Origin of the sequence: Kineococcus sp. TRM81007 (assembly GCF_022669155.1) — a bacterium.
Lineage (GTDB): Bacteria > Actinomycetota > Actinomycetes > Actinomycetales > Kineococcaceae > Kineococcus.
Map to the genome: position 1 here is coordinate 46,509 of NZ_JALBVB010000024.1, position 26,120 is coordinate 72,628.

At 76.8% G+C, this 26,120-nt stretch carries 30 protein-coding genes and 1 pseudogene; 19 read left to right on the plus strand and 12 right to left on the minus strand.

Features of this window, described 5'->3' with window-relative positions:
• Positions 1-185: 185 nt before the first annotated feature.
• Positions 186-623 (minus strand): STAS domain-containing protein, encoded by a 438-nt coding sequence (locus MN205_RS01525; RefSeq protein ID WP_242123635.1) that lies wholly within the window; start codon positions 621-623, stop codon positions 186-188.
• 238 nt (positions 624-861) lie between these two features.
• Here MN205_RS01525 and MN205_RS01530 point away from each other — a divergent pair, with 238 nt between their 5' ends.
• The 9 genes from MN205_RS01530 to MN205_RS01570 all read left to right on the plus strand — a co-directional run bounded on the left by MN205_RS01530 (position 862) and on the right by MN205_RS01570 (position 9,348).
• Positions 862-3,267, plus strand: a complete 2,406-nt coding sequence (locus MN205_RS01530; RefSeq protein ID WP_242123636.1) for a SpoIIE family protein phosphatase — start codon at positions 862-864, stop codon at positions 3,265-3,267.
• On the plus strand, positions 3,264-3,680 hold the full coding sequence (locus MN205_RS01535) for a DUF3151 domain-containing protein (protein ID WP_242123638.1): 417 nt from the start codon (positions 3,264-3,266) through the stop codon (positions 3,678-3,680). Before MN205_RS01530 ends, MN205_RS01535 begins: the two co-directional genes overlap by 4 nt.
• Before the next feature lie 7 nt (positions 3,681-3,687).
• Complete coding sequence (locus MN205_RS01540) at positions 3,688-4,743, plus strand: NAD(P)/FAD-dependent oxidoreductase (RefSeq protein ID WP_242123640.1); 1,056 nt, start codon at positions 3,688-3,690, stop codon at positions 4,741-4,743.
• 148 nt (positions 4,744-4,891) lie between these two features.
• Positions 4,892-6,178, plus strand: a complete 1,287-nt coding sequence (locus MN205_RS01545; protein ID WP_242123642.1) for an adenylosuccinate synthase — start codon at positions 4,892-4,894, stop codon at positions 6,176-6,178.
• Positions 6,175-6,633, plus strand: a complete 459-nt coding sequence (locus MN205_RS01550; RefSeq protein WP_242123644.1) for a GNAT family N-acetyltransferase — start codon at positions 6,175-6,177, stop codon at positions 6,631-6,633. Before MN205_RS01545 ends, MN205_RS01550 begins: the two co-directional genes overlap by 4 nt.
• A gap of 97 nt (positions 6,634-6,730) precedes the next feature.
• On the plus strand, positions 6,731-7,936 hold the full coding sequence (locus MN205_RS01555) for an AI-2E family transporter (protein ID WP_242123646.1): 1,206 nt from the start codon (positions 6,731-6,733) through the stop codon (positions 7,934-7,936).
• A gap of 56 nt (positions 7,937-7,992) precedes the next feature.
• Entirely contained in the window at positions 7,993-8,244 is a 252-nt protein-coding gene (locus tag MN205_RS01560; RefSeq protein WP_242123648.1) for a hypothetical protein, read from the plus strand.
• Positions 8,245-8,307: 63 nt separating this feature from the next.
• On the plus strand, positions 8,308-8,706 hold the full coding sequence (locus MN205_RS01565) for a hypothetical protein (protein WP_242123650.1): 399 nt from the start codon (positions 8,308-8,310) through the stop codon (positions 8,704-8,706).
• Positions 8,707-8,733: 27 nt separating this feature from the next.
• On the plus strand, positions 8,734-9,348 hold the full coding sequence (locus MN205_RS01570) for a hypothetical protein (RefSeq protein ID WP_242123652.1): 615 nt from the start codon (positions 8,734-8,736) through the stop codon (positions 9,346-9,348).
• 2 nt (positions 9,349-9,350) lie between these two features.
• Here the strand turns inward: MN205_RS01570 and aroC are convergent, their stop codons facing one another.
• The 3 genes from aroC to MN205_RS01585 form a co-directional block, all read right to left on the minus strand.
• Positions 9,351-10,592: a chorismate synthase gene (gene aroC / locus MN205_RS01575; RefSeq protein ID WP_242123654.1), complete on the minus strand. Its 1,242-nt coding sequence runs from the start codon at positions 10,590-10,592 to the stop codon at positions 9,351-9,353.
• Between the two features lie 54 nt (positions 10,593-10,646).
• Positions 10,647-11,132 (minus strand): Lrp/AsnC family transcriptional regulator, encoded by a 486-nt coding sequence (locus MN205_RS01580; RefSeq protein ID WP_242738730.1) that lies wholly within the window; start codon positions 11,130-11,132, stop codon positions 10,647-10,649.
• 65 nt (positions 11,133-11,197) lie between these two features.
• Entirely contained in the window at positions 11,198-11,536 is a 339-nt protein-coding gene (locus MN205_RS01585; protein WP_242123658.1) for a bifunctional 3-phenylpropionate/cinnamic acid dioxygenase ferredoxin subunit, read from the minus strand.
• A 94-nt stretch (positions 11,537-11,630) separates the two neighbouring features.
• Between MN205_RS01585 and MN205_RS01590 the strand changes: the two genes are divergently transcribed.
• Complete coding sequence (locus MN205_RS01590) at positions 11,631-12,518, plus strand: 3-methyladenine DNA glycosylase (protein ID WP_242123660.1); 888 nt, start codon at positions 11,631-11,633, stop codon at positions 12,516-12,518.
• A 52-nt stretch (positions 12,519-12,570) separates the two neighbouring features.
• On the opposite strand, the gene MN205_RS01595 is transcribed toward MN205_RS01590, so the two are convergent.
• The 4 genes from MN205_RS01595 to MN205_RS01610 all read right to left on the minus strand — a co-directional run bounded on the left by MN205_RS01595 (position 12,571) and on the right by MN205_RS01610 (position 16,262).
• Positions 12,571-13,350 (minus strand): siderophore-interacting protein, encoded by a 780-nt coding sequence (locus tag MN205_RS01595; protein WP_374115805.1) that lies wholly within the window; start codon positions 13,348-13,350, stop codon positions 12,571-12,573.
• 112 nt (positions 13,351-13,462) lie between these two features.
• On the minus strand, positions 13,463-14,461 hold the full coding sequence (locus tag MN205_RS01600) for a siderophore-interacting protein (RefSeq protein WP_242123664.1): 999 nt from the start codon (positions 14,459-14,461) through the stop codon (positions 13,463-13,465).
• Between the two features lie 184 nt (positions 14,462-14,645).
• Entirely contained in the window at positions 14,646-15,116 is a 471-nt protein-coding gene (locus tag MN205_RS01605; RefSeq protein WP_242123667.1) for a DUF4383 domain-containing protein, read from the minus strand.
• Between the two features lie 57 nt (positions 15,117-15,173).
• Complete coding sequence (locus MN205_RS01610; protein WP_242123668.1) at positions 15,174-16,262, minus strand: aromatic acid exporter family protein; 1,089 nt, start codon at positions 16,260-16,262, stop codon at positions 15,174-15,176.
• Between the two features lie 74 nt (positions 16,263-16,336).
• On the opposite strand from MN205_RS01610, the gene purD reads away from it, so the two are divergent.
• Positions 16,337-17,599, plus strand: coding sequence for a phosphoribosylamine--glycine ligase (gene purD / locus MN205_RS01615; protein WP_242123670.1), 1,263 nt, complete (start codon positions 16,337-16,339; stop codon positions 17,597-17,599).
• The gene (locus MN205_RS01620; protein ID WP_242123673.1) at positions 17,596-18,492 is read left to right on the plus strand and encodes a phosphoribosylaminoimidazolesuccinocarboxamide synthase; all 897 of its coding nucleotides are present in this window, start codon (positions 17,596-17,598) and stop codon (positions 18,490-18,492) included. The genes purD and MN205_RS01620 overlap by 4 nt, the downstream gene beginning before the upstream one ends.
• A 57-nt stretch (positions 18,493-18,549) precedes the next feature.
• Here MN205_RS01620 and MN205_RS01625 read toward each other — a convergent pair whose 3' ends face one another.
• Positions 18,550-18,957 (minus strand): four-helix bundle copper-binding protein, encoded by a 408-nt coding sequence (locus tag MN205_RS01625; protein ID WP_242123675.1) that lies wholly within the window; start codon positions 18,955-18,957, stop codon positions 18,550-18,552.
• Positions 18,958-19,107: 150 nt separating this feature from the next.
• Between MN205_RS01625 and MN205_RS01630 the strand changes: the two genes are divergently transcribed.
• The 3 genes and pseudogenes from MN205_RS01630 (at position 19,108) to MN205_RS01640 (ending at position 21,608) form a co-directional block, all read left to right on the plus strand.
• Positions 19,108-20,055 carry an oxygenase MpaB family protein gene (locus MN205_RS01630; RefSeq protein WP_242123677.1) on the plus strand — a complete coding sequence of 316 codons (948 nt, stop codon included), beginning with the start codon at positions 19,108-19,110 and terminating at the stop codon, positions 20,053-20,055.
• A gap of 264 nt (positions 20,056-20,319) precedes the next feature.
• On the plus strand, positions 20,320-20,670 hold the full coding sequence (locus MN205_RS01635) for a YciI family protein (RefSeq protein ID WP_242123679.1): 351 nt from the start codon (positions 20,320-20,322) through the stop codon (positions 20,668-20,670).
• Between the two features lie 32 nt (positions 20,671-20,702).
• Positions 20,703-21,608: pseudogene (locus MN205_RS01640) on the plus strand (RNA polymerase sigma factor).
• Positions 21,609-22,348: 740 nt separating this feature from the next.
• Here the strand turns inward: MN205_RS01640 and MN205_RS01645 are convergent.
• Complete coding sequence (locus MN205_RS01645) at positions 22,349-22,906, minus strand: GNAT family N-acetyltransferase (RefSeq protein ID WP_242738737.1); 558 nt, start codon at positions 22,904-22,906, stop codon at positions 22,349-22,351.
• 101 nt (positions 22,907-23,007) lie between these two features.
• Here MN205_RS01645 and MN205_RS01650 point away from each other — a divergent pair, with 101 nt between their 5' ends.
• Both MN205_RS01650 and MN205_RS01655 read left to right on the plus strand, forming a co-directional pair.
• A complete protein-coding gene (locus MN205_RS01650) occupies positions 23,008-23,208 on the plus strand; it encodes a hypothetical protein (protein ID WP_242123685.1) in 201 nt (66 codons plus the stop codon).
• 71 nt (positions 23,209-23,279) lie between these two features.
• Positions 23,280-23,795, plus strand: a complete 516-nt coding sequence (locus MN205_RS01655) for a VOC family protein (protein WP_242123687.1) — start codon at positions 23,280-23,282, stop codon at positions 23,793-23,795.
• On the opposite strand, the gene MN205_RS01660 is transcribed toward MN205_RS01655, so the two are convergent.
• Both MN205_RS01660 and MN205_RS01665 read right to left on the minus strand, forming a co-directional pair.
• Positions 23,770-24,513 (minus strand): hypothetical protein, encoded by a 744-nt coding sequence (locus MN205_RS01660; protein ID WP_242123688.1) that lies wholly within the window; start codon positions 24,511-24,513, stop codon positions 23,770-23,772. The two genes, MN205_RS01655 and MN205_RS01660, sit on opposite strands and share 26 nt — an antisense overlap.
• On the minus strand, positions 24,510-24,875 hold the full coding sequence (locus tag MN205_RS01665) for a PadR family transcriptional regulator (protein WP_242123690.1): 366 nt from the start codon (positions 24,873-24,875) through the stop codon (positions 24,510-24,512). Before MN205_RS01665 ends, MN205_RS01660 begins: the two co-directional genes overlap by 4 nt.
• A 92-nt stretch (positions 24,876-24,967) precedes the next feature.
• On the opposite strand from MN205_RS01665, the gene MN205_RS01670 reads away from it, so the two are divergent.
• Positions 24,968-25,387 (plus strand): CidA/LrgA family protein, encoded by a 420-nt coding sequence (locus MN205_RS01670; RefSeq protein WP_242123692.1) that lies wholly within the window; start codon positions 24,968-24,970, stop codon positions 25,385-25,387.
• A complete protein-coding gene (locus MN205_RS01675; protein WP_242123693.1) occupies positions 25,384-26,094 on the plus strand; it encodes an LrgB family protein in 711 nt (236 codons plus the stop codon). Before MN205_RS01670 ends, MN205_RS01675 begins: the two co-directional genes overlap by 4 nt.
• Positions 26,095-26,120: the final 26 nt, after the last annotated feature.

Sequence of the window (26,120 nt, forward strand, 5' to 3'; positions counted from 1 at the left end):
CCGTCCGCGTGCCGTCCGCCGTGACCGGGTGGGTGGCGGGGAGGACGTGAGAACGGCCCGGACCCCGCGGGGGCCGGGCCGCGCGCACGTCGTCCGTGCCGACCGGAGCAGTGCGGGTCCGCGTGGCCCGGCGACCAGCACCCCTCCCCACCCGCCAGGGCGACCCCCGGGGGCGGGCGGAGGCCTCAGGCCGGCTCGGGCCCGTCGTCCTGAGCCTCGGTGCCGGTGCCGGTGCCGGTGCCGGCGACCGGGCGCGGTTCCTCGTCGACGACGTCGAGCAGCTGCACGATGTTCGTGGTCTCGATGAGGAACTTCACCACCGCGGGCGGCCGGATCAGCGTCACGCGGCGGCCGCGCGAACGGGAGGCGAGGCGGGCCAGGAACGCCAGCCCCGTGGAGTCCATGAAGGTGACGTGGTGCGCGTCCACCTGCAGGGGGCGGCCGGAGGACAGGGCGTCCTCCGCGGCCTCGAGGAGGTCCGGGCCCAGCTCGGCGTCGATCTCACCGGTCAGCACCACGCGCGTGGCGCGCGGCTCGTACAGCACGTGCACCGACCCGGGGTCGACCGAGCGGACCTCGGGCACGCGGGACGTCTCGCCCGGGGGTGTCGCGTCGTTCGTCATCGTCCCTCCGCAGTGCCGCGCTGAACACCGTGCCCGGTGGCTGCAGGCAGCTGTGTGTCCGGCGCGGCTCGTCGCCGCACACTAGGTCACGACGGCGCACCTGCGCGACGTGCACCCGCTCGGCGCAGCGGGACACCTTCGGCGCGCGGCCCGTCGAGGCCACCTGCATGCTATCGACCGAGGTCGAGGTCGCCGTCGCGCACCTGCGACGCACCACCGCACTCGAGGAGCCCCACGGATGCCCGGCAGCCGACCGCAGCCCCTGCTGCTGAGCGCCGATCCCGCCGCGGTGCTCCTGCTGGACCTGCCCGCGGACGGTGCCGGGCCGGCCGCCGTGGCCGCCGCCGACGACGCCGCGACCCGCCTGGCCGCCTCCGCCCCGGCGGGGGAGGTGCCCGTGGACCTGCCGTCGTTCTGCCGCGCCGCCGGGCTGCCCGCCGGCGTGGCGGAACGCGCCCTGGACGGGCGGGTGCCCGGTGAGCTCGTCGCCGGCCGCTGGTGGCTCACGGTGGCGCCCGTGGCGGCCGGGCGCGCGCTGCTGGCGCTGCACGGGGCCGCGGCGGCCGCCGGTGGTCCCGGTGCGGGGCCCGAGCCCGTGGCGGCGACCGCCGGTGCCGCGCTGACGGCCGTGCCCGCCCGGGTCGCGGGTGGTGCCCCGGACGGTGTCGTGGACGGTGTCGTGGAGTGGGCCGACTCCGGCTGGAGCAGGGTCACCGGCGTCCCCGGCACCGACGTGGTGGGCCGGGACTGCTCCGGGCTGCTGGTGGCGGTCGGCGAGGCCCCGCCCGCCCTGCGCGGGGCGGCCCGCACCGGGGAGCCCGCCGACGCGACCCTGCTGGGCGAGCGCCCCGACGGCACCCGGTTCCTGCACCGGGTGCGCGTGACGCCGCTGCGCGACCGCACCGGTGCGGTGCGGCACGTGGTGACCTGGCACGAGGACGTCACCGCCCGCCCCGGCGACCCGCTGCCCGACCTCCTGCGCGAGGTGGACGCCCTCGGCGGGCCGGTGCCGACCCGCGAGACGGTCGCCGCGGGGCTGGGCGCCGCGGTGCGGACGCTGGCGCGCGAGGTGGTCCCCGCCGCCCTGGTGGCGCTCGTGGACGACGGCCCGGCGCGCGCCGCGGGCGGTGGCGCGGAGGTCGTCGCCGCCGCGGGCGAGCCGTTCGAGCCGCTCGTGGGCCGGGTGTGGCGGCGTCCGCCCGGCGCCCGCGCCGACGACCCGCTGCTGCACCCGCCGGCGCCCGGGGGACCGGCGCTGCTGGCCCTGGACGGGGGCGATCCCGCGGCCCCCTCCGGGTGGCTCGCGGAGCTCACCCGGGCGGCGGGCCCGGACGTGCGGGTGCTCCCGCTGCCCGGTCACGGGCACGTCCTGGGGTGGCTGGTCGTCCTCCCTGGTGGGGCCGGCCCGGCGGACGAGGCCGTCCTGCGCGCCGCCGCCCTGCGCACCGGGCTGGCGGTGGAGAACGCGAGACTGCGCGCACGGGAGCACGAGTTGTCGGAGACGCTGCAGCGCAGCATGTTGCCGGAGGACACCGCGGTGGAGGGGCTGGACGTCTGGGCGTTCTACGCGCCCAACGCCGACCACGCGCAGGTGGGCGGTGACTGGTACGACGTGTTCCAGGCCGCCGACGGCAGCGCCGGCGTCGTCATCGGTGACGTCGTCGGCCACGACGTGGAGGCCGTGGCCGCGATGGGCCAGATGCGCTCGGTGGTGCGCTCGGCCGCGCAGGAGCTGGACGACCCCGGCAGCGTCCTGATGCGCGTGGACCAGCTCGCGGCCGGCGTGGGCGTCTCCCGCATGGCGAGCCTGGTGTACGCCACGCTGCAGCGGCTCGACGACGGCGGCTGGGAGGTGGCGTGGAGCAGCGCCGGGCACCTGCCGCCGCTGCTGCGGCGCGCCGACGCCGGGGGCGGCCCGGCCGTGGAGGTCCTCAACGACGCCACCGGCACCCTCGTCGGCCTGGGGGAGCGCCCCCGGCCCACCCGCGAGCGGGCGCTGCGCCCCGGCGACGTCCTCGTCCTCTACACCGACGGGCTCATCGAGGCCCGGCACCGGCCCATGCGCGACGGCATGGAGGTCCTCGTGGAGGTGCTCGCCGGCACCCGCGCCGGTGACGCCGCCGGGGTGGGCGAGGAGCTGCTGCAGGGGCTGGGGGAGTCCCCCGAGGACGACACCGCCATCGTCGTGGTCCGGGTCCCGGAGGAGGCCGAGGGGGCGCCGCAGCGGGTGGCGGACACGCCGCGCCGCCGCCGCTGGCAGCTGCCGTCGGAGCCGTCGTCGGTGGGCAAGGCCCGCCACGCCACGCTGCGCGCCTGCGCGGTGTGGGGCCTGGGCGTGGGCCCGCAGGCGGAGATCGTGGTCTCCGAGCTGGTCGCCAACGCGGTCCTGCACGGCTGGGGACCGGTGGGGTTGCGGCTGTTCGACCTGCCCGGCGCCCTGCGCGTGGAGGTCGAGGACGACAGCCCCGAGCAGCCGCGCGTGGTGGACGCGCGCCCCGACGGCAGCGGCGGCCACGGCATGCGCGTGGTCGCCACCCTGGGCCGCTGGGGCACCACCCCCACCCGGCGCGGCAAGATCGTCTGGGTGGAGATCCCCACCACGGCACCCGCGGCCCCGGCCGCCCCCCGAGAGGAGCACCCGTGAACACCGGCACGAACCTGCTGGGCGGCCCCCCGCCCACCCACCTGCCCGCGCAGCCGGAGGTCGACGCCGCGCTGGCGGGCGGCGGCGGCGCCGAGGACGTGGCGGCCGCCCACCCGGCCGCCTCGCTGCCGTGGGCGCTGCTGGCCGAGCGCGCCCTGGACGAGGGCCGGGCCGTGACCGCCTACGCCTTCGCCCGCACCGGGTACCACCGCGGGCTGGACGCGCTGCGCCGCGCCGGCTGGCGCGGTCACGGGCCCGTGCCGTGGTCGCACGAGCCCAACCGGGGCTTCCTGCGCGCGCTCGCCGCCCTCCAGCGCGCCGCCGAGGCGATCGGGGAGGCGCCCGAGGCGGAGCGCTGCCGGGACTTCCTGCGCGACTGCGACCCGGCCGCGCCCGCCGAGCTGCTGCCGTGAGGTTCCCGTGAGCGCGCAGCGCCCGCCCGTGCTCGTGGTGGGCGCGGGCATCGCCGGGGCCGCGTGCGCGCGGGTGCTCACCGACGCCGGCGTGCCGGTGCGGGTGCTGGACCGCGGCCGCCGCCCCGGCGGGCGGATGAGCGGCCGGCGCGTGGAGACGTCCGCGGGCGTGCGCGTCGCGGACCTGGGCGCCTCCTACTTCACCGTCCCCCGGGAAGGGTCGCAGGACGACCCCGGCGGCGCCTTCGCCGCGCAGGTCGCCGACTGGGAGGCCCGCGGCCTGGCGCACCGCTGGACGGACACCCTCGCCGTCGTCACCGGCCGCGCCGCCGACGGGGCGCGCGTGGACGGGGCCGCCTCCACCGGCCCGTGGCGCTGGGGCGCGCGGGCGGGGCTGCGCAGCCTCGTCGACGACCTCCTCGCCCCGCCGGGCCGCGCCGAGGTGCGGGTGGAGGGCTCCAGCGACGTCGAGGCCGTCGAGGCCGGTCCCCGCGGGCCGTCCGCGGACGGGCAGTCGGCCGCCGCCGTCGTGCTCGCGGTGCCCGACCCGCAGGCGGCCGACCTGCTGCCGCGCATGGTCGCCACCAGGCTGGACCTCTCCGCGCGGTGGAACTACCGGCCCGCGATCGCGGTGTGCGCGGCCTGGCCGCAGCGCTGGTGGCCCGGGTTCGACGCCGCGTTCGTCAACGACAGCGACCTGCTGACGTTCCTCGCCGACGACGGCGCCCGCCGCGGCGACGGCGCCCCCGTGCTCGTCGCGCACACCGCGCCGGACGTCTCCGCCGACCACCTCGACGACCCCGACGCCGTCGTGGCGGACGTGGTCGCCGAGCTGGGGCCGCTGCTGACCGGGCGGCCCACGCCGGTGCCGTCGTGGAACCGCGCGCACCGCTGGTCCCTGGCGCAGCCGCTGCGCCAGCACGCCGAGGACCTCTTCGGCCTGGACGAGGCCACCGGGATCGCGGTGTGCGGGGACTCGTGGGGGCGGACCTCGAAGGTGAGCACGGCGTGGGTCTCCGGCACCGCGCTGGGCCGCCGCCTCGGCGAGCAGCTCGCCGGCTGAGCACCCCGCCGGCGGTCCCCGTGCGCTCGCCGGTCGCGCCGCGACCGGGCCGGTAGGCTCTGCGCGGTCTGCGCCGACCTCCACCGGAGGTCCGTGGGGGCCTCGTGCACGCAGGACCGCGCAACCACCAGGAAAGACAGGGGATGTCATGCCCGCGATCGTGCTCATCGGCGCCCAGTGGGGGGACGAGGGCAAGGGCAAGGCCACCGATGCCCTCGGTGCCCGCGTCGACTACGTCGTGAAGTTCAACGGCGGCAACAACGCCGGGCACACGGTCGTCGTCGGCGACGAGAAGTACGCCCTGCACCTGCTGCCCTCCGGCATCCTCACCCCCGGCGTGACGCCCGTCATCGGCAACGGCGTCGTGGTGGACCCCGAGGTGCTGTTCGAGGAGATCGACGCCCTCAGCGCCCGCGGCGTGGACTGCTCCAAGCTGCTCGTGTCCGCCTCCGCGCACGTCATCGCGCCCTACCACCGCTCCCTGGACCAGGTGAGCGAGCGGTTCCTCGGCAAGCGCAAGATCGGCACCACGGGTCGCGGCATCGGCCCCACCTACGCCGACAAGATCAACCGCGTGGGTGTGCGGGTCCAGGACCTCTTCGACGAGAGCATCCTGCGGCAGAAGGTCGAGGGCGCCCTCGACCAGAAGAACCACCTGCTGGTGAAGGTCTACAACCGCCGCGCCGTCTCCGTCGACGAGACCGTCGAGACGCTGCTGTCGTACGCCGAGCGGCTGCGCCCCATGGTCCGCGACGTCGGCCTGGAGCTGACGCGCGCGCTGGACCGCGACGACATCGTCCTGTTCGAGGGCGGGCAGGCCACGATGCTCGACATCGACCACGGCACCTACCCGTTCGTCACCTCCTCGAACGCCACCGCCGCGGGCGCGTGCACCGGCACCGGTGTGCCGCCGAACCGCATCGACCGCATCATCGCCGTCGTCAAGGCGTACACCACGCGCGTGGGCGAGGGCCCCTTCCCGACCGAGCTGCTGGACGCCGACGGCGAGAAGCTGCGCCGCGACGGCGGCGAGTACGGCACCACCACCGGTCGCCCCCGCCGCACCGGCTGGTACGACGCGCTCGTGGCCCGCTACACCGCCCGCGTCAACGGCGTGACCGACTTCGTGCTCACCAAGCTGGACACCCTCACCGGGTGGGAGCGCATCCCCGTCTGCGTCGCGTACGACGTCGACGGCGTCCGGCACGACGAGATCCCCATGTCGCAGAGCGACTTCCACCACGCGAAGCCCGTGTACGAGCACTTCGAGGGCTGGACCGAGGACATCTCCGGCGCCCGCTCGGTGAACGACCTGCCGAAGAACGCCCAGCGCTACGTGGAGGCGCTGGAGGAGCTCTCCGGCGCCCGCATCTCCGCGGTCGGCGTCGGCCCCGACCGCGAGCAGACCGTCGTGCGGCACGACCTGCTCGGGTGAGCACCAGCGGTCTGCCCCTGTACGAGGCGGCGCTGGACGACGTGCCGCCGCGCGTCCTGTACGAGCTGCTGAAGCTGCGCGTCGACGTGTTCGTCGTGGAGCAGGAGTGCGCCTACCCCGAGCTCGACGGGCGCGACCTCGAACCGGACGCGCTGCTGCTGTGGGCGCAGGACGCCGCCGGCCGCGTCGCCGGCACGCTGCGGCTGCTGCGCGACCCGGACGGCACCGTGCGCATCGGCCGCGTCGCCACCGCGCGCGAGGCCCGCGGGCAGGGCGTGGCGGCCGACCTGATGACCAGGGCGCTGGAGCTGGCGGGGGACGTCGAGGTCGTCCTGGGCGCCCAGGCCCACCTGGAGCACTGGTACGGCCGGTTCGGCTTCGCCGTGGACGGCCCCGGCTACGACGAGGACGGCATCGCGCACGTGCCGATGCGTCGCCCGGCACCGGGGGCCTGAGCGCCGCCGTCCCGGCCCGCTGCGCCCGGGTCGTGGCCCGCGGCTTCCTCCGCCAGGATGCGGGGCGCCCGACGTCCCCGTTCGACAGGTGCCCGACATGCCCACCGACGACACCGCCGCACCAGGCGAGGCATCCGCCGGACCTCTCGTCCACGACGCGACGGCCCCGACCCGGGCGGTGCCCCTGCTGGTGGGCCTCGCCGCCGCGGTCGTCGTCGTGGCCGGTGTGCGCTCCTTCTCCGCGACGATCGGTCCGGCGGTCCTGGCGCTCGTGCTCGTCCTCGTCGTGCACCCGGTGGAGCCGTGGCTGCGCCGGCGCGGCGTGTACGGCTGGGTCAGCACCCTGGTCGTGCTGGTGGTGCTGTACACCGTCGTGTTCGGCCTGGCCGCCGCCCTGGGGTGGTCGCTGGTGCGGCTGGCCATGCTCCTGCCGCAGTACACGAGCCGGTACTACGAGCTGCAGGGGCAGGTCCTGGAGCTGCTGGACCGCCTCGGCGTCGGCCAGTCGCAGATCACGCAGGCGGTGGCGAGCATCGACCCCTCGCGCTTCGTGGGGCTGGCGCAGACGGTGCTGGAGCAGTTCGTCGCCGCCCTCACCGCGTTCTCGTTCCTGCTCTTCCTGCTGTTCTTCCTGGCGCTGGACGCCGCCGTCTTCCCCAAGCTCCTGGCGCAGGCCAGCTGGTGGCACCCGCGGCTGGTGGGGGCCCTCACGGCGTTCGCCGCCGGCACCCGGCGCTACCTGCTGGTGGCCACGGCGTTCGGCGTGGTCGTGGCGGTGATCGACATCGGGATCCTCTACTGGCTGGCGGTGCCGCTGCCGCTGGTGTGGGGGCTGCTGGCGTTCCTGACGAACTACATCGCCAACATCGGCTTCTTCCTCGGCCTGGTGCCGCCCGCGCTGGTCGCCCTGCTCGACAGCGGCCCCCGCGACGCCCTGCTCGTCGTGGTGCTCTACACGGTCGTCAACGTCACGATCCAGGGCCTGCTGCAGCCGAAGATCGTCGGAAACGCCGTCGGGCTGTCGGCGACGCTGACCTTCCTGTCCGTGATCTTCTGGGGGTGGGCCCTGGGCAGCCTCGGCGCGCTGCTGGCGGTCCCGCTGAGCCTGCTGGTGCGCACCGTCCTCGTCGACGCGGACCCCTCGGCCCGCTGGCTGCTGCCGCTCGTCAGCGGCAACCCGCGCGGCGTGCGGCGGCAGGGCGTGCGGCTGGGGCGCACCGGGGCGATCGGCGCCACCGTGGCGCCCCCGGCAGGGTCCGAGGCCCCGCCCCCGCCGCCCCCGCCGGAGGACCGCCCGGAGTGAGCCGCGCCCCCGCGCGTCCCGGCCGGGCGCGCCCGGGAACCGGGTTAGGGTTCCGCGTGACTTCCGCCCCGCACCACCGCACCACCTGGGCCCGGGTGCTCACCCACCGCGATCCGGCCGACGGCTGCGTCGCCGAGCTGGCGCGCTGGACCACCCCGGACGTCGTCGCCGAGGTGCTCGCCGACCGCGGCCGGGGCCTGACCGCGCAGCTGGACGCCCTGCCCACCGAGCGCGACTGGGTCGGCGAGTGCGGGGGCCTGTCCGGTGCGGTGCTCGTGCTCGCGGAGGTCGATGCCGCGCACCGCTGACGCGGTTCCTGAAAGTGCAACCCCGGGTCGACGAAGCCGTCAACCCGGGGTTGACTCGTCCCCGTGGAGCTGTTGTCGCACCAGGTGCCGGACTGGACGCAGGTGCTCGCGCACCGCGCCCCCGGCGACCACGCCGACGCCGCGGAGCGCCTGGCGCGCTGGACCACCCCCGCCGTCGTCGCCGACGTCCTCGCCGACTCCGGCCGCGGGCTGCTCGCGCAGGTCGAGGGCGCACCCGCCGGGCGCGACTGGGTCGCCGAGTGCGGCGGGCTGCTCGGCGCCGTCCTGGTCCTCGCCGAGGTCGACGCCGCCGCGTCCGCGCTGCGCTCCGCCGTGGCCCGCGCCCGCTCGCACGCGCTCGCCGAGCTGGTCCTGGACCACAGCCTCGTCGAGCTCGCCGCCGAGCTCGGCGTCACGCGCCAGGCGCTGCACAAGAGCGTGAGGGGGGTCCGGGGGCTGTGAACCGCAGGACGAGCGAGGGGGGACGCCGTGGACGCGCACGTCGAGGAGCGGGCCGGGGCGCACCCGCTGCGGCAGCCGGGCGCCGGGCGGCGCCTGTACGCGGCCGGGCTTGGGCTGCAGCTGGGAGGGGTGGTCGGGGTCCTGGCGGCGCTGGTGCACCCCGCGCTGACCGCGGCCCCCGAGCTGCCGGCCGTGGTGGCCTGGGCGCCGCTGCTCAGCCTGGGCGTGCAGCTGGCCGGCCACCGGCTGTGCGCCCGCGCGTGGTGGCACGTCCCGCTGCGTTCCCCGGCGCCGCTGCCGGACCCGGTCGACCGGGTCTTCTGGACCGTGTTCGCGCTCGCCGTGTCGGCCACGGCCGCCGTCGTCTGCTTCGCCCCCGCCCGGCCCGAGCCCACGCTCGTGTGGTCGCTCGCGGTGGCCGCGTCCCTGCTGGCGCTGTCGCCGCGGCTGGAGCGTCCGGGCCCCGAACCCGACGCGGACCCCACCTGGCGCACCGTCGTCCTGCTCCTGGCCGTCGTGGTCGTCCTCGTCACCGCGGTCCTCGCCGGGCTGGTGTCTCCGCGGGCGGCCTCGCTCGCGCTCGCCGTGCTCGGGGTGGCGGTGGTGGCGCAGCGCGCCTGGCTGCGCCACCGGTACCGCTGAGCTCAGCCCTCCGCGGGGGCGGTGCGGATCGCCAGGCCGTCCAGGTAGCTCGCCACGTTCGCGCGCACCTGCTCGACGCTGTCGCCGCCGAACTTCTCCAGCAGGGCGTCGGCCAGCACGAGGCTGACCATCGCCTCGGCGACCACGCCCGCCGCCGGCACCGCGCACGCGTCGGAGCGCTGGGCGATGGCCTGCGCCTTGCCGCCGGAGGCGGTGTCGACCGTGTCCAGGGCCCGCGGCACCGTCGAGATCGGCTTCATGGCCGCGCGCACCCGCAGCACCTCGCCGTTGCTCATGCCGCCCTCGATGCCGCCGGCGCGATCGGTGCGCCGGCGCACCGTCATGCCCTCCGGGCCCTCTCCGCCGTCGGTGCGCTCGATCTCGTCGTGCGCGGCCGAGCCGCGCCGGCGGGCCGTCTCGAAGCCGTCGCCGACCTCCACGCCCTTGATGGCCTGGATGCCCATGAGGGCGGCGGCCAGGCGCGCGTCCAGCTTGCGGTCCCAGTGCACGTAGGAGCCCAGCCCCGGCGGCAGGCCGTGCACGACGACCTCCACGACACCGCCGAGGGTGTCGCCGGAGGAGTGCGCGTCGTCGATCTCGGCGACCATGCGCGCGCTGGTGGCCGGGTCGGCGCAACGCACGGGGTCGGTGTCGACGCGCTCGCGCTCACCGCGGCCGGGCACCACGCCCGCCGGGGCCTCGACGGTGCCGATGGACACCACGTGGGAGACGAGGTCCACGCCGGCGGCCTGCGCGAGGAACGCGCGCGCCACCTCGCCCAGCGCCACGCGGGTGGCGGTCTCGCGCGCCGAGGCGCGCTCCAGCACGGGCCGGGCGTCGTCGAAGCCGTACTTCTGCATGCCCGTCAGGTCCGCGTGACCGGGGCGCGGGCGGGTCAGCGGCGCCGAGCGGCCGCGGGCGGGCAACCGGCCGGGCTCGTCGTAGCGGCGGCCGTCGGCGTCGGCCGGGTCGGCGGCCATGACCTCCTGCCAGCGCGGCCACTCCGAGTTGCCGATGCGCAGCGCCACCGGGCCGCCCTGGGTGCGGCCGTGGCGGATGCCGCCGATGACCTCCAGCTCGTCCTGCTCGAAGCTCATCCGCGCACCCCGCCCGTGCCCCAGGCGCCGGCGGGCCAGGGCGGCGCGGATGTCGGCGCTCGACACCTCCACGCCCGCCGGCAGGCCCTCGAGGATGCCCGCGAGCGCCGGACCGTGGGATTCGCCTGCCGTCAGCCACCGCAACACGCGCCCGATTCTGCCGCACGCGCGCAGTGCTCCCGTCCGGGCCGGTGCTCCGGGTCAGTCGACGAGCTCGTTGAGCAGCGGGTCGATCCGGTACGGCACCAGCTCGCGCATGGCCAGGGAGGTGCGGGTGCGCACCACGCCGGGGATGGCGAGCACGTCCTGGCCCACCCGGTACAGGTCGTCGGCGTCGCGGGCGACGACGCGGCACATCAGGTCCCCGTCGCCGGTGATGCCGTGCACCTCGAGGACCTCCGGCGTCTCGCGCAGCCGGCGCAGGGTGTCGTCCTGCTGGCCCTGCTCGATCTCGACCATGACGAACGCGGAGATGGAGAACCCCAGCGCCGCGGGCGACAGGCGCCGCGAGAAGCGGTGCAGCACGCCGTCGGACTCCAGGCGCTCCAGGTGCGCCTGCACCGTGCCGCGGGCCAGGCCGAGCTGGCGCGACAGGCCCAGGACGGTCGCGCGGGGGTCTTCGTCCAGCGCGAGCAGGATCCGGGCGTCGATGGTGTCGAGGCGGCGCACCGGGACATCTTCGCGCATCCGACCCGCCCGTGAGTGTGCATCGTGCTCAGCGAGCGGTGAGGTCGCTGGGCACCCGGCCGGTGTCAGCCGCGGGGGACGCCGACGTGCACGAGGACCCGCCCGCCGACGACCTCGACGCGGTGGGTGCGCACCGGGCTCGTGGCCGGCGGGCCGGAGGGGACGCCGGTGCGCAGGTCGAACGCGGAGGCGTGCCGCGGGCACTCCACGGCGCAGTCCTCCACCCACCCGTCGGCCAGCGACTCGGCGGCGTGGGAGCAGGTGTCGTCGATGGCGTACAGCTCGCCGTCCACGTTGAACACCGAGACCGGGGCCGTCGTGCCGGGGCCGTCGTAGCGGACGACGCCGCCGTCGGGCAGCGCCTCGAGAGGGCACACGTCGACCGGTGCGGGGGTGTCGGGCACGGGGGACCTCCTGGTGCGGGTTCGGGCCGGGCCAGTGTGCCGGACGCGCCCGCGCGGCGCGGGCGGGGTGCGCGCCGTCGGTACGGTTGACCCGGTGGAAGCGGATGCGGTGCTCACCGGTCGCCGGGCGCTGGAGCGGCCGGCGTGGGGCGCGCGGGAGGCCGCGCACGCCCAGCGCGCGCGGGCGCTGACCGGCGCCGCCGCCGAGCGCCGCCGCCGCGGCGGGGCGCACCCGGTGGAGGACTTCCTGTTCACCTACTACTCGTGGGCGCCGGGCAAGCTGCTGCGCTGGCACCCCGGGGTGGGCGTGGAGCTGCTGGACGCCGGTGAGCGGGCGGGGTGGGCGCACTACGCGAGCACCGGCCGCGGTGCGGTGGTGGACGCCGCGTCGCTGCGCGCGCAGCGCGAGCCCACGGTGCGCCTGGCGCGCGACGTGCTGGCCGCCACCCGCACCCGCCCGGCGCAGCTGGGCTGCTTCGGGCTGCACGAGTGGGCGATGGTGCACCGCGCCGCGCCGGAGGAGGTGCGGCACGCGGGCCTGCCGCTGCGGCTCGGGCACGCCGGCACCGACGCGGTGGTGGAGTCGCACCGCATCCGGTGCAGCCACTACGACGCGTTCCGGTTCTTCACGCCGAGCGCGGTGCCGCGCAACGAGCTGACCCCCACCCGCGAGGGGCAGGCCGCGCAGGAGCAGCCGGGGTGCCTGCACGCGACGATGGACTGCTACCGGTGGGCGGTGAAGCTCTCACCGGCGGTGCCGGGGGAGCTGCTGCTGGACTGCTTCGAGCTGGCGCGGGACGTGCGGGAGCTGGACATGCGGGCCTCGCCGTACGACGTGACGTCGCTGGGGTACGAGCCGGTGCCGATCGAGACGCCGGAGGGCAAGGCGCAGTACGTGCGCGCCCAGCGGGCGTTCGCCGAGCGGGCCGACCCGTTGCGCGCGGCGCTGGTGGAGGTCTGCGACGCCGTCCTGGCCGCATGACTCCCCACCCCGTCCCCTCCTCGCCCCCGCCCGGGGCGAGGAGGGGACGGGGTCAGGCGGGGGAGGGCACGGCGGTGTCGTCGGAGGCCACCGAGGCGTTCCAGTCCTGCTTCTCCTCGCGCCAGCCCTCCTCGGTGCGCCCGCGGCGCCAGTACCCGGAGGCGGACAGCAGCTCGCGCGGCACCCCCAGGTCGGTGCGCGCCCAGCGGCGCACCGCGCGCACGCAGTCGGCCTCGCCGTGCAGGAACGCGTGCGGGGCTCCGGGAGGCAGCTCCAGCGAGCGCAGCAGCGCCACCAGGCCCTCCGGGTCCGGTCCGTCGCCGTGCAGCCAGTGCACGCGCAGCTCACCCGGGCACGGCAGCGCCTGGTGCTCGGCCGGCCCGTGCACCTGCAGGACCGCGACGGCGGTGGCGCCGGCGGGCACCCGCTCCAGGGAAGCGGCGATCGCCGGCAGGGCGCTGGCGTCGCCCACCATCAGGTGCCACGGCGCGGCCGGGTCCGGCGAGTACGCCCCGCCGGGGCCCATCAGGTGCACGACGTCACCGGGCCGGGCGGCGGCCGCCCACGGCCCCGCCAGGCCCTCGTCGCCGTGGACGACGAAGTCGACCGTCACCTCACCGCGCTCGGCGTCCACGGCGCGCACCGTGTAGGTGCGCAGCACCGGCCACTCGGTGCGCGGGCGCGACTCGCGGACCGCGGCGACGTCGAGCGGCTCGTCGTAGGTCACCCCGGCCGGGGGGAAGAGGAGCTTGACGTAGGAGTCGGCGTGCTCGGCGCGCAGGTCGGCGAGGTCCTCCCCGCCGAGCACCACGCGGACCATCCCCGGCGTGATCCGCTCGGTGCGGACGACGACGGCGCGGCGCTGCCGCCGGCCGCCCCGGTCCGGGCCGCCGCGCTCGCGGCGGAGGGGGTTCTTCAACTCGGGTTCCTCCAGATCCGGGCGCTCAGGCGCCCTCGGCGCGACCCTCGCGCCAGTAGCCCATGAAGGCGACGGAGGCGCGCGGCAGCCCCACGTCGCGCACGAGGTGGCGCCGCAGCCGCTTGACGACGCCCGCCTCGCCGGCCAGCCACGCGTACAGGCACTCCGGGCCGGCGGCGACCGCTTGCTCGGGCACCTCCCACAGGATCCCGGCGTCCAGGTCGACGTCCTCCGGGTCCACCGCGCTCGCCCGGGACGCCTCGTCGACCAGGGGGCCGGCGATCTCCTCCACGCGCGGCACCAGCAGCTCGCCGTGCGCGTGGCGGCCGGCTCGGGGCAGCCACTGCACCGTCAGGTCGGCGCGGGAGCGCACGTCCACGGCGTCGCCGATCTCGGGCACCTCCAGCACCGCCACGGCGCGCGCCGTGGCCGGCAGCTGCTCCAGCACCGCGCACACGGCCGGCACGGCGGTCTCGTCGCCGGCCAGCAGCAGGGTGCGGGCCTCCGCGGGCGGTGCCCACTCCACGCCCCACATCCGCCCGGTGCCGGGGGCCGAGGGCCCCACGAGCACCACCTCGTCGCCGGGGCGGGCGGTCGCCGCCCAGGAGGCCGCGGGCCCGGGGGCGCCGCCGCCCACGCCGTGCAGCACGAAGTCGACGTCCAGCTCGGCGTCGGACGCGGCGGTGGCGGGGCGCAGCGCCCGCACGGTGTAGGTGCGCATCACGGGGCGCACGTCGTCGGGCAGCGCCCGGTACCAGGCGTACCAGTCGTCGCCGGGTGCGCCGAGGGCGTCCCAGGGGGCCGTGGGCAGCAGCACCTTCAGGCGCTGGTCGAAGCCGCCGGGGCCGAAGCCGGCCAGCTCGGGGGAGGAGAAGGTCAGGCGCACCGAGCTGGGGCAGGACTGCTCCCGGCGCACCACCGCCACCCGGAACAGCCGGTAGTCGGGCCGGGGCTGCTCGCGCACCACCTGCAGGCCCCTTCGTGCGCCGGCCGCGGTCGCGGTGCGCTCGGTCGTGACCGTCATCGGGTCCCCCTCGTCGATCGGTGAGGACAGCCTAACCACAACGGGCGGGGTGAGGGGAAGCGCCGGTGACCACCGTCACCCGGTCGTCACCCGCCCGTCACCCCGCCCCCGCCGCCCTCCCGCACGCGCGACGGCCCGCCTCCCGGGTGCGGGCGGCGGGCCGTCGGGTCGGCTCGGCGGGACGTCAGAGGACGCCCTTGTCCTTCACGTACTTCTCCTTGGCGGCCTTGGACCCGACGAGGATCGCCAGGCCGAGCCCCAGGTGCAGCCAGTTGGTGGCGTCGTCCACCGGCAGCTCCGGGTTGGGGGAGTTGAAGACGAGGCCGGCGCCGCCGATGGCGGCCGTGATCAGCAGCAGGCCCGTCCACACGACGGTCTTGTGCCCCTGGCGCGGGGAGCCGGAGAACGCCACGCACAGCGCGCCGACCGTCATCGTCAGGATCGCTCCGGTGGCGGACACCGTGAACAGCCCGAACAGCTGCGCGCCCGAGCCCCACGCCTCGAGCTCGTCGTAGTTCGTGGTGACGCCGGGGACGAACTGCAGGGCGCCCAGCACGATCAGCAGCGCGCCGACCGCGCGGGCGAACTTCGCGATGGGGCCGTCGTCGGCGGGTGGGGCCTCGATGGCCACCGGGGTGCTCGGGGAGGCGCTCATGACCGCATCATCCCAGGACGTGCGCGGCCCGTCACCGCGGGCGGTGGGGCGGGCGGTTCAGCGGGGCAGCAGCCGGTGCGTCTCCGCCGGCGGCACGCCCTGCGCCTGCAGCAGGTCCACCACCACCGAGCGCAGCTGCGCCACCACCACCGTCGCCGACAGCGACTCCGCGCCGAGGGTGCGCGGGCCCAGCTGCGCGGCCAGCTCCCTCAGCGTCGCCGCGGACGGCGGAGCCGTCTCCCCCGGGTAGGGAGGCTGCCCCAGCGAGCGCACCGACGCCGCCAGGGAGTGCATCACCCCGGCGAGCGGGTCCGGCAGCTGCTCGCCGTACTCCAGGGCGGTGGTCACCCGCCGCAGCGCCACCCGGGCGTTGCGGGTCGCGCGGTCCACCCCCGACTGCAGCCGCTGCTGCTCGCGGACCTCCGCGCGCCCCCGGCGGCGCAGCGGGGACAGCCGCTGCACCTCCAGGGCCGCGCTCACCGACTGCGCCCACGCGTCCAGCTCCCGCTGCGTGCCGCGGGCCCGCTCCAGCACCGCCGCGGCGGCTCCGGCGTCGCGGGCGCGCACCGCCTCGGCGGCGTCGTCCAGCAGGTCGGCGAGCTGCCCGCTGAACGCGGCCGCCCGCGCCCGCACGTCGCGCCGGGGGTCCGACGGCAGCAGCGCCGCGATCGCCAGCGCCACCACCACGCCCGTCATCGCGTCCAGCCAGCGCGCGGACCCGCCACCGGGCTGCGGGGGGAAGGCGACGATGAACGTCGCCTGCAGCGCCGCCTGGTTCACCAGCAGCATCCCGGAGTCCAGGAACCGGGCGATGAGCATGGCGGCGACGACGATGAGGGAGATCTGCCACGCGCCGCGGCCGATGAGGTGGACGACGGCGGTGCCCAGCAGCACCCCCACGGTGACCCCGACCCCCAGCTCCGCCACGCGCCGCAGCCGGGCGTTGTTCTGCACGCCCAGGCACACGACGACCGCCACGCACGCGAACACCGGGTACGCCTGGTCCCACAGCGCCCGCGCGAGCGTCCACGCCACGCCGGCGCCCAGCCCGCACTGCAGGACCTGCCACCACGAGCCCTGCCAGCGCTGCCAGCCGGTGCGGGCCCGCCGCCGGACGGCGACGGCGAGCGGCGCGGTTCGGGGCACGGGCGGATCATCCCGCACCGGCCCGCCGCGCGCGCGTCACGGACCCCTCCGGCCAGGGCCTACGCTCACTCGCCGTGGACGTCCTCGTCATCGGTTCCGGCGCCCGTGAGCACGCACTGGTGCGCGCCCTGCTCGACGACCCGGGGGTGGAGCGCGTCGTCGCCGCACCGGGCAACGCGGGCATCTCGCTGGTGGCCCCGTGCGAGCCGGTCGACGCCACCGACCCGGCGGCCGTGGCGGCCCTCGCCCGCCGCCTGGGCGCCGGCCTCGTCGTCGTCGGCCCCGAGGCCCCCCTCGTGGCGGGCGTGGCCGACGCGGTGCGTGCGGAGGGGATCGCCTGCTTCGGCCCCTCGGCCGAGGCCGCCCGGCTGGAGGGCTCCAAGGCGTTCGCCAAGGAGGTGATGGCCGCCGCCGCGGTGCCCACCGCGATGGCGCACGTGTGCACCACCGAGGACGAGGTCGCCGCCGCGCTCGACGCGTTCGGCGCCCCGCACGTCGTCAAGGACGACGGCCTCGCCGCCGGCAAGGGCGTCGTCGTCACCGACGAGCGCGAGGAGGCGCTCGCGCACGCGCGCACCTGCCTGGAGCACGGGCCGGTGGTGGTGGAGGAGTTCCTCGACGGCCCCGAGGTGTCGGTGTTCTGCCTCACCGACGGCGAGAGCGTCGTGGCGCTGGCGCCCGCGCAGGACTTCAAGCGCGCCCTGGACGGCGACGCCGGCCCGAACACCGGCGGCATGGGCGCCTACTCGCCGCTGCCGTGGGCACCGGCGGACCTCGCCGACGACGTCGTGCGGCGCGTCGCGCAGCCGGTGGTGGCGGAGATGGCCAAGCGCGGCACCCCGTTCAGCGGCGTCCTGTACTGCGGGCTGGCGCTGACCTCCCGGGGCCTGCGGGTGGTGGAGTTCAACGCCCGCTTCGGCGACCCGGAGACGCAGGTGGTCCTGGCCCGGCTGGCGACCCCGCTGTCGGAGGTGCTGCGCGCGTGCGCGACGCCGGGTGCGCTGCGCGACCTGCCGCCGCTGCGCTGGCGCGAGGACGCCGCCGTCACCGTGGTGCTCGCCGCGCCCGGGTACCCGGAGGCGCCCGAGCCCGGTGGTGCGCTGGGCGGCCTGGAGGACGCCGGCGCGGTGGAGGACGCGCACGTCCTGCACGCCGGCACCGCGCTCGCGGCCGACGGCACGGGCATCGTCAGCTCCGGCGGGCGGGTGCTGTCCGTGGTCGGCACCGGCGCGGACCTGGCGGCGGCGCGCGAGGCCGCCTACGCGGCGGTGCGCTCGGTGCACCTGGCCGGCGGGCGCTTCCGCACCGACATCGCGGCCGCGGCGGCCGGCGCGTGAGCGCCCCGCAGCCGCCCGCGCCGGTGGAGCTGCCCGGTTGGCGGCACGCCTACTCCGGCAAGGTGCGCGACCTGTACGTGCCCGCGGACGGCGAGCGCGGCCGGGTCCTCGTCGTGGCCAGCGACCGCATCAGCGCCTACGACCACGTCCTCAGCAGCGAGATCCCCGGCAAGGGGGCGGTGCTGACGGCGATGTCGCTGTGGTGGTTCGAGCGGCTGGCGGACCTCGTGCCGCACCACGTGCTGTCCATCGACGTGCCCGCCGCGGTCGCCGGGCGGGCGATGGTGTGCCGGGAGCTGGAGATGTTCCCCGTGGAGTGCGTCGCCCGCGGTTACCTGACCGGTTCGGGGCTCGCCGAGTACCGCGCGGGCGGGGCGGTGTGCGGGATCCCGCTGCCGGCCGGCCTGGTGGACGGCTCGCGGCTGCCGGAGCCGATCTTCACGCCCGCCACGAAGGCGCAGCTCGGAGAGCACGACGAGAACGTCACCTTCGACCACGTCGCCGGTGAGGTCGGTGCGGACGCGGCGGCGCAGCTCCGCGCGCTGACCCTGGCGGTGTACGAGCGCGCCGAGGCGATCGCGCGGGAGCGCGGTGTCGTGCTGGCCGACACGAAGCTGGAGTTCGGGCGCGCCGACGGGCGCACCGTCCTGGGCGACGAGGTCCTCACCCCGGACTCCTCCCGGTTCTGGCCGGCGGAGGAGTGGGAGCCGGGCCGGGCGCAGCCCAGCTTCGACAAGCAGTTCGTGCGCGACTGGCTGACCTCGCCGGCCTCCGGGTGGGACCGCACCGGTGACGCGCCGCCCCCGCCGCTGCCCGCGGAGGTCGTGGAGCGCACCCGCGCCCGCTACGTGGAGGCGTACGAGCGGCTGACCGGCGAGTCGTTCGCGGGGTGAGGGCCCGTCCCGCTCCCGCTGCGGCGGGAGCGGGACGCCGCTGCCCTCGTGCCGGTGTCAGCCCAGGGTGGCGAGCAGGTCCTGGCAGGCCTTCTCGCACGCCCGGCACGCCTCGGCGCACACGCGGCAGTGCTCGTGCATGGACGCGTGCTGCCCGCACTCGTCGCCGCACGCCTTGCAGGCGGCCGCGCACGCCTGCAGCACGGCGCGGGTGACGTTCGCGTCGTAGCCGGTGTGCCGCGAGAGCACCCGGCCGGTGGTGTCGCACACGTCCGCGCAGTCGGTGTTGGTGCGGATGCACTTGGTGAGTTCGGCGACCGAGTCCTCGCTGAGGCACGCGTCCGCGCACGCGGTGCACGCCTGCGCGCAGCGGAAGCACTCCTCGATGCAGGCGATGAGCTTCTCGCGGTCCACGCCGCCGAGGTCCTTCGGGTAGGTGCTGACCATGTCGCTGACGGTGCTCATGTCGTGCTCCTCTCCGCAGGGGACGGCGCCGGTGCGCCCCGGTGGCCACCTCGGTGCAGCGCCGCTCCCACCACCGGGGGATACCCGTACGGCCGCTCGGGTAACGCGCTCCGGCGCGCGGGTCCCGGCGGGCCGGGTGAGGCTGCACGAGTGGTGCCGCTCCTGCCGCCGTCCGTGACCGGCCTGCCCGCCCGGGCCCGCCGCACCTTCCGGGAACGCGTCTCCGGCGACCCGACGGGCGCACCGGGGTGGGTGCACGACATCGCCCTCGTGGGGGAGGGGCCCGGCTGGTTCGAGCCCGGCGGGGTGGTGTGGCGGGTCCACGGCGACCTGTCCACCCTGGTCGGCGGGGTCGTGGCGCTGCTCGGGCAGGGCGCGCACCCGCTGGCGATGGCCGGGGTGCAGCGGCACTCCGGTTACCGGCAGGACCCGTGGGCGCGGCTGGCCGGCACCGCCCGCTGGCTCGTGGTCTCCACGTTCGGTTCCGCGCAGCTGGCCGAGCGGGAGGCGGCGCGGGTGCGCGCGATGCACGAGCGGGTCCGCGGCACCGACGACGCGGGGCGCGCCTACTCCGCCTCCGACCCCGGCCTGCTGCGCTGGGTGCACCTCGTCTTCACCGACGCCTTCCTCGCCGCCCAGCGCGAGGTCGGCACGGACCGGCTGGCGCCGCGGTTCGGCCGGCGCTGGCCGGACGCGTACGTGCGCGAGTGGGCCCGCACCGCCCGCGCGCTGGGGGCCGCGGACCTGCCCGGCAGCGCGGCGGAGCTGGCGCAGGCGCTGGAGGCGTTCGCGCCCGCGCTGGAACCGGTGCCGGCGCACCTGCTGCGGTTCCTCGCCGCCCCACCCGGCCTGGGCCGCGCGGAGGGCGCCTTCTACGGCGGCCTGGCGGGTGCGGGGGCGCTGCTGCTGTCCCCGGTGGTGGCGCCCCTGGCGGGGGTGCCCGGCCGGGCGGTGCGGGGACCGCGCGAGCGGGCGCGCCTGGCGGCCACCGGTGCCCAGCTGCGCGCGGCGCGGGCCCTGCTCGGCCCGTACAGCCCCTCCGAGGAGGCGGCCCGCCACCGCCTCGGGCTGGGGCCCGCGCCCTCCTGGCTGCGCTGAGCTGCCGGGGTCTCCGCCCGAGACGGGACCGACCACCTCCGGTGGTGGCGGCGCCCCACCGCCGCGATGCGCGTCCTTCGAAGGTCGGGGAGGGGTGACGTCGGAGCGCGGGCCGCCCGGGCAGGCTCGTCGCCGGTGGCCCGGCGCAGGACGGAACCCCGGGTTCGGTGAAGTCCGTCTCGGAAGGCTGTCGATCCGGGCTGGTGGCGTTCGTGTGGAGGATGAGCGCCGGCACCGGACCGGCCCAGGACACCAGGAGGAACCGTGACCCAGTACCTGCTCAGCGTGATCCAGCCCGTGGGTGAGCGGCCCGCTCCCGAGGCCGTGGCGCGCATCGGTGCGGACGTGGCCGCCTTCCACGAGGAGCTGCGCGCGGCCGGGGCGTGGGTCTTCGCCGGTGGCCTGCACGGGCCGGAGTCGGCCACGGTGGTGCGCGTCGGCGGTGACGGGGGGCAGGAGGTGCTGTTGACCGACGGGCCGTGGATCGAGGCCGAGGAGCACCTGGGCGGGGTGTGCGTCGTCGAGGCCGCGGACCTGGACGCGGCGCTGGAGCGGGGCCGCGAGGCGGCCAGGGCCACGACCTTGCCCATCGAGGTGCGGCCCTTCCTCGGCTGAGCCCCGTGCCTGCTCCCGTGCCCGCGGCGCAGCTGAGCGTCGGCGTGGACGACGTCGAGGGCGTCTTCCGCGCTGAGCACGGCCGCGCGCTCTCCGTCCTGATCCGCTTCCTCGGCGACATCGACGCCGCCGAGGAAGCGGTGCAGGACGCCTTCACCACCGCCGTGCAGCGTTGGCCGCCCCCAGCCCGGCGGGGTGGATCATCACCACCGCCCGCCACCGGGCGGTGGACCGCCACCGGCGCAGGTCGCCTTGACGCTGCGCCTGCTGGGGGCTTGAGCACCCCGCAGATCGCCCGGGCGTTCCTGGTGCCGGAGGCGACGATGGCCCAACGGCTGGTCCGGGCGAAGAGGAAGATCCGCGACGCCGGCATCCCCTACCGGGTGCCGCACGAGGCGGACCTGCCGGCACGGCTGCGCGGGGTGCTGGCGGTGCTCTACCTCATCTACACCGAAGGGCACTCGGCGACCTCGGGGGAGGACCTGGTGCGCGCCGACCTGTGCGCCGAGGCGGTGCGCCTGACGCGGTCGCTGGCCGCGCTGATGCCCGATGAGCCCGAGGTCCTCGGGTTGCTGGGTCTGCTGCTGCTCTCGGAATCGCGCCGCCGTGCACGCCGACGCGCGGGCGCCGCAGGACACCGACTGGCGGCAGGTGCTCGCGTTGTACGACCACCTGCTCGCCCTGCTCCCCACCCCCGTCGTCGTCCTCAACCGGGCCGTCGCCCTCGCCGAGGTCGAAGGACCAGCCGGGGCGCTGGCCGTCGTCGAGGGTCTCGACCTGCCCGGGTACCCCCGCTGCACGCCGTCCGCGCCGACCTGCTGCGCCGACTGGGACAGCGGGAGCAGGCCCTCCACGCCTACGACGAGGCCATCAGGACGGCCGGCAACGACGCCCAGCGCGCTCACCCCACCCGGCGACGCACCGAGCTCGAGACGTGATCGGTCGAACGTGATCCGCGAGCCGGTCCACGCGCCCCCTCGCTGCACCGACCACGGCGGCGAGCCCTTCGCACCGTCGCCGTGACCGCGCGGGCGTCGACAAGACCGCGCGGTGTTCGCGGCTGCTTGTTCACCGGACCACGACCGAGCAGTCGGGTACCGTCACGTCCCCGACGGCAGCACGGGTCCCTCGGCGCGGACAGGACCCGGATGGAGGCTGGTGATGGGCGAGGTGGGCCGAGGACGGCAGCGAGAGCACGGTGCGGAGGACACCGGAGAGGTGGTCCTCGCCCTGGACGGAGGGCCCGCCCGGCACCCGGAGCACCTCGGCGATCAGCGCCCACCGCGGTGGGGATCCGGTCTTCGAGGCCGCCTGGACTGCGCTGCAGCAGGGCCCGGACACCAGCGACGACGATGCGTTCCTCGCGACCGCCCCCGTCTCCGACCTCGTCCAGCGCCTGCGGGCCCTGGCCGCGCCGGTGCTCGTCGTCGCGGGAGAGCAGGACGCGTTGACCGGCCTCGCACCCGTCGAGGCCCTCGCGCGGCTCTTCCCGGCCGGACACCTGGCTCTTCTCGGCGACTGCGGCCACTACCCCCCGGGTGGAACAGCCCACCGCCTCCCGCCGGGCCGGCGACCCGTTCCCGCAGTCCCCGCAGTCCACTTCCGAGGCCGGTCGAACGACCACCGGTGCCCGGCACCCACCCGCCGGCAGGACGCCGATCTCACCCGCCAGGGCGGTTCAGCCGGCGGCCGGGTGCCTTGCGCGGTGAACTCGCCAGCGCTCCGCTGTCAGCTCGAACGTCGCACGGTCGACCGTCTCGGACACGGGTGTGAAGCCGAGCTTGCGGAGCACCTCGATGGACGCCACGTTGGCGGGAACGACGACCGCGGACGCTCGTCGCAGCCCGAGCTCCTGGAACCCGGCGTCCACGAGGGTGCTGGCCGCTTCGGTGGCCAACCCACGTCCCCAGCGGTCACGTCGGATGGCGTAGCCCAGCACCGCCTCGTCATCGGCCTCGCGCAGCAGCAGCGCCTCGCCGATCACCGTGCCGCTGTCGATCTCCTCGACGGCGAGCACGACGGCTTCACCGGCTGCGGCAGCCTGTCGCTGCCCGATGCGCCTCGTGAGGGCGTCGTGGGTTCGTGCCCGGTCGCGGGTGGGCCAAGGCGTGTAGCGGGTCACCTCCTCGTCGCCGTGGAACACCACCAGGTCGTCGAGGTCGCCAGCGCGGTGCTCGCGGAGCCGCAGGCGCTCGGAGGTCAGGGGGAGGGGAAGCCCCCACGCCGGACGGGGCACGGGTCGAGCCTAGAGCTGCGGAACCTGTCGAGTGCAGCAAGTGATCCAGCACGTCGACCACCGTGGTCGAGCACCAGGAGCGGACGCGATCGAGGTGCTTCGTGACCTTCCGCAGGTCGGCACGCCCGCGGAGTCGCGGCACCGTCGCCGGTGCCCTCGAACGCGTCGCCGTCGCCGTCGCCGCCGTCGCCGTCGCCGCCGTCGCCGTCGCCGCCGTCGCCGTCGCCGCCGTCGCCGTCGCCGTCGCCTGCGGACCGTCCACCCGGTTCCCCGGGCGCCGGGCGTCGGCGCCCGTGCGGTGAGCGGTGAGTCCTCCCGTCCCGGACGGTCCACCCGTCGTCCACCACGTCCGGCGCACCGACGAGGAGCGATCGTGCCCACCACCCTGCCCTGCCTCTGGTTCGACGGCGACGGCCTGGCCGCCGCGGAACGCTACGTCTCCCTCTTCCCGAACTCGTCGATCACCTCGGTGGCCCCGGGACCGGACGGTTCCGCGCTCCTGGTCGAGTTCTCCCTCGACGGGCGCGCGTACCTGGCCCTGAACGGCGGGCCGCAGTACGCGCTCAGCCCGGCGTTCTCCGTCCAGGTGCTGTGCGACGACCAGGCCGAGGTCGACCGCTACTGGGACGCGCTGCTGGAGGGCGGTGAGGAGAGCAGGTGCGGCTGGCTGACCGACCGGTGGGGCGTCTCGTGGCAGATCGTGCCGCGGCGGCTGCTGGAGCTGCGGGCCGACCCCGACCCGGGACGCGCCGAGCGCGCGGTGCGGGCGATGCTCGGCATGCGCCGCCTGGTGGTCGCCGACCTGGAGGCCGCGGCGGACGCCGCTCCGGCCCGGCCCTCCACCGTGCCGAGCGGTGCAGGGGTCAGCGGTTCGCCGCGAGCGCGCTGAGCGCCACGGCGGCGACCGCGAGCAGCACCACCGCGGCCCACGCCACGGCGAGGTGGGCCGCGCCGCTGCGCCGTGCCCGGCGCACCTCACCCGCGGCGGCCAGCGGGTCCACCACCGGGTCCGGGCGCAGGGAGCCGCCCGACAACGCGCCCCACGACGCCAGGACCAGCCCGGGGAGCAGCAGCGCGAGTGCCGGCACGGGGGCGGACAGGGCGTCGGTGAGCTGGTCCGCGAGCGCCCCGGCCACCGCCAGCGCGGAGGTCGCGGCGCCGGCCCCGGCGGCCCAGGCGAGCCCGGCGACGCGGCGCGCGGTCGCCAGCCGCTCCACGAGGCCCGGCCCCACGAGCGCCACGACCGCGCACACCAGCAGCGAGGGCGCGGTGACGCGCGCCGCCTCGCCGCCGAGCAGCGCGCCGGCGCCGCCCACGGCCCACCAGACCCCCGTGACGAGCGCGAACCGGCGCGCGAACCCCAGGGCGCGCTCGCGCCGGGTGGGCGCCGGGGCGGCGGCGGTGAGGGCGGCCGCGTACTCGCCGGGTTCGCCGAACGCCTCGGCGGGGTCCTCGCCGCTGTCGGCGAGGTGGGCGCGGACCTCCGCGAGGACGGCGCCGATGCGCCCGCCGGGCACGTCGCGCAGCCGCAGCGCGACCACCAGGTCCTCGCACCAGCGCTCGGCGGTGCGGTCGAGGGCCGGTGCGCCGTGGGGGGAGTTCGTCATCGGGTGCCTCCGGCGGTGGGGACCTCGTGCACGAGGTCGCTGGTCAGGTGGGCGAAGGCGCGCCACCGCGCGCCCTCCTCGGACAGCCGGGCCCGGCCGGCGGGGGTGGCGGAGTACCACTTGCGGCCCGGGCCGGACTCGCCCTCGCGCCAGGTGGAGACCACGTCGCCGGCGTCCTCCAGGCGGGCCAGCAGCGGGTAGAGGGTGCCGCCCTTGACGGCGCCGAGACCGAGCGCGGCGAGGTCGGTGCCGATGCGGTACCCGTACGTCTCGCCGCGCGCGACGACGGCCAGGACGGCGAGGTCGAGCACGCCGCGCAGCCACTGGGCCGGCCACGCGGGGTTGCTCGCGGGAGTGGTCACGAAGACGATGGTGACACCACCTAGATGGCTGAGCGACCTACTTTCGTCGGACGGCCGGGTCGACCGTCCGGGGGCGCTGGCACCCTGACCCGGTGCAAGAACCCGGTGAACACCCCCCGCACCACCTCGGCTGGGGCCGGCACGTGCCGGCCGCCCTCGCCGCGCTCGCCCTGCTGCTCGGCCTGCAGCTGCTCGGCACCCTCCTCGTCGAGCTCACCGGCCTGCCCGTGCCCGGTGCCGTCGTCGGCCTCGTCGTCCTCCTCGCCGTCGGCGCCCGCCACCGCGGCCTCGTCGCCCGCGCCCAGCCCGCCGCCGACCCGCTCCTGCGGCACCTGCAACTGCTGTTCATCCCCCCGGGCGTCGGGGCCCTCACGCAGCTGAGCGCCCTCGCGGAGAACGCCGCACCCCTCGCCGTCGCCGTCGTCGGCTCCTTCGCCGCCGGGCTCGTCGTGGCCGGTGTGCTGCTGCAGGCGCTGCTGCGCCGCCGCGCGAGCGCCCCGGTGACGTCGTGAACGCCGTCGTGAGCGCCGTCGTCCACGCCCCCGGCTTCGGGCTGGCCCTGACCCTGGCCGCCTACCTCGGCGCCGACGCGCTGCACCGGCGCCTGGGCCGGCCCGCCCTGCTCGCCCCCGTGCTCGTCGCCATGATCGCCGTCACCGTCGTCCTCGAGGTGCTCGGCGTCGGCTACGACGAGTACCTCGCGTCCGTCTCCGTCCTCACCCTGCTGCTGGGCCCCGCCACCGTCGCCCTCGCCCTGCCGCTGCTGCGCTCCGGCGCCGCGCTGCTCGCCGACCGCGCCGCCGTCCTGATCACCCTGCTGGTCACCGGCACCGTCAGCGTGGCCGTCACCGTCGGCTCCCTCGTCGCCTTCGGCGTCGAGGACGAGGTCCTCCTCACCGCGCTGCCGCGCTCCGTCACGACACCCGTCGCCCTCACGGTCGGCGCGACGATCGGCGCGGACACCACCCTCGTCGTCGTGCTCACCCTCGTCTCCGGCGTCCTGGGGGCCACCGTCGGGCCGTGGGTTCTCGACCGCGTCCGCGTCGACGACGGCCGTGCCCGGGGTTTCGCCCTCGGGGCCGTCTCCCACGGCATCGGCACCGCACGGGCGCTCGCGCACTCCCACGCCGCCGGTGGGTGGTCGAGCGCCGCGATGGTGCTGAACGCGCTGCTGATGACGGTGACGCTGCCGGTCGCGGCCGCCGCGTTCACCGGCTGAGCGCGCCGGTCACCGGCCGGGGCCGG

Bases quoted from the DNA above. Each gene is read 5' to 3' on its own strand.
- MN205_RS01525 (WP_242123635.1), bottom strand. From the start codon at position 623: ATGACGAACGACGCGACACCCCCGGGCGAGACGTCCCGCGTGCCCGAG.
- MN205_RS01580 (WP_242738730.1), bottom strand. From the start codon at position 11,132: ATGCGCGAAGATGTCCCGGTGCGCCGCCTCGACACCATCGACGCCCGG.
- MN205_RS01600 (WP_242123664.1), bottom strand. From the start codon at position 14,461: ATGACGGTCACGACCGAGCGCACCGCGACCGCGGCCGGCGCACGAAGG.
- MN205_RS01555 (WP_242123646.1), top strand. From the start codon at position 6,731: ATGCCCACCGACGACACCGCCGCACCAGGCGAGGCATCCGCCGGACCT.
- MN205_RS01545 (WP_242123642.1), top strand. From the start codon at position 4,892: ATGCCCGCGATCGTGCTCATCGGCGCCCAGTGGGGGGACGAGGGCAAG.
- MN205_RS01625 (WP_242123675.1), bottom strand. From the start codon at position 18,957: ATGAGCACCGTCAGCGACATGGTCAGCACCTACCCGAAGGACCTCGGC.
- MN205_RS01530 (WP_242123636.1), top strand. From the start codon at position 862: ATGCCCGGCAGCCGACCGCAGCCCCTGCTGCTGAGCGCCGATCCCGCC.
- MN205_RS01605 (WP_242123667.1), bottom strand. From the start codon at position 15,116: ATGAGCGCCTCCCCGAGCACCCCGGTGGCCATCGAGGCCCCACCCGCC.
- MN205_RS01660 (WP_242123688.1), bottom strand. From the start codon at position 24,513: ATGACGAACTCCCCCCACGGCGCACCGGCCCTCGACCGCACCGCCGAG.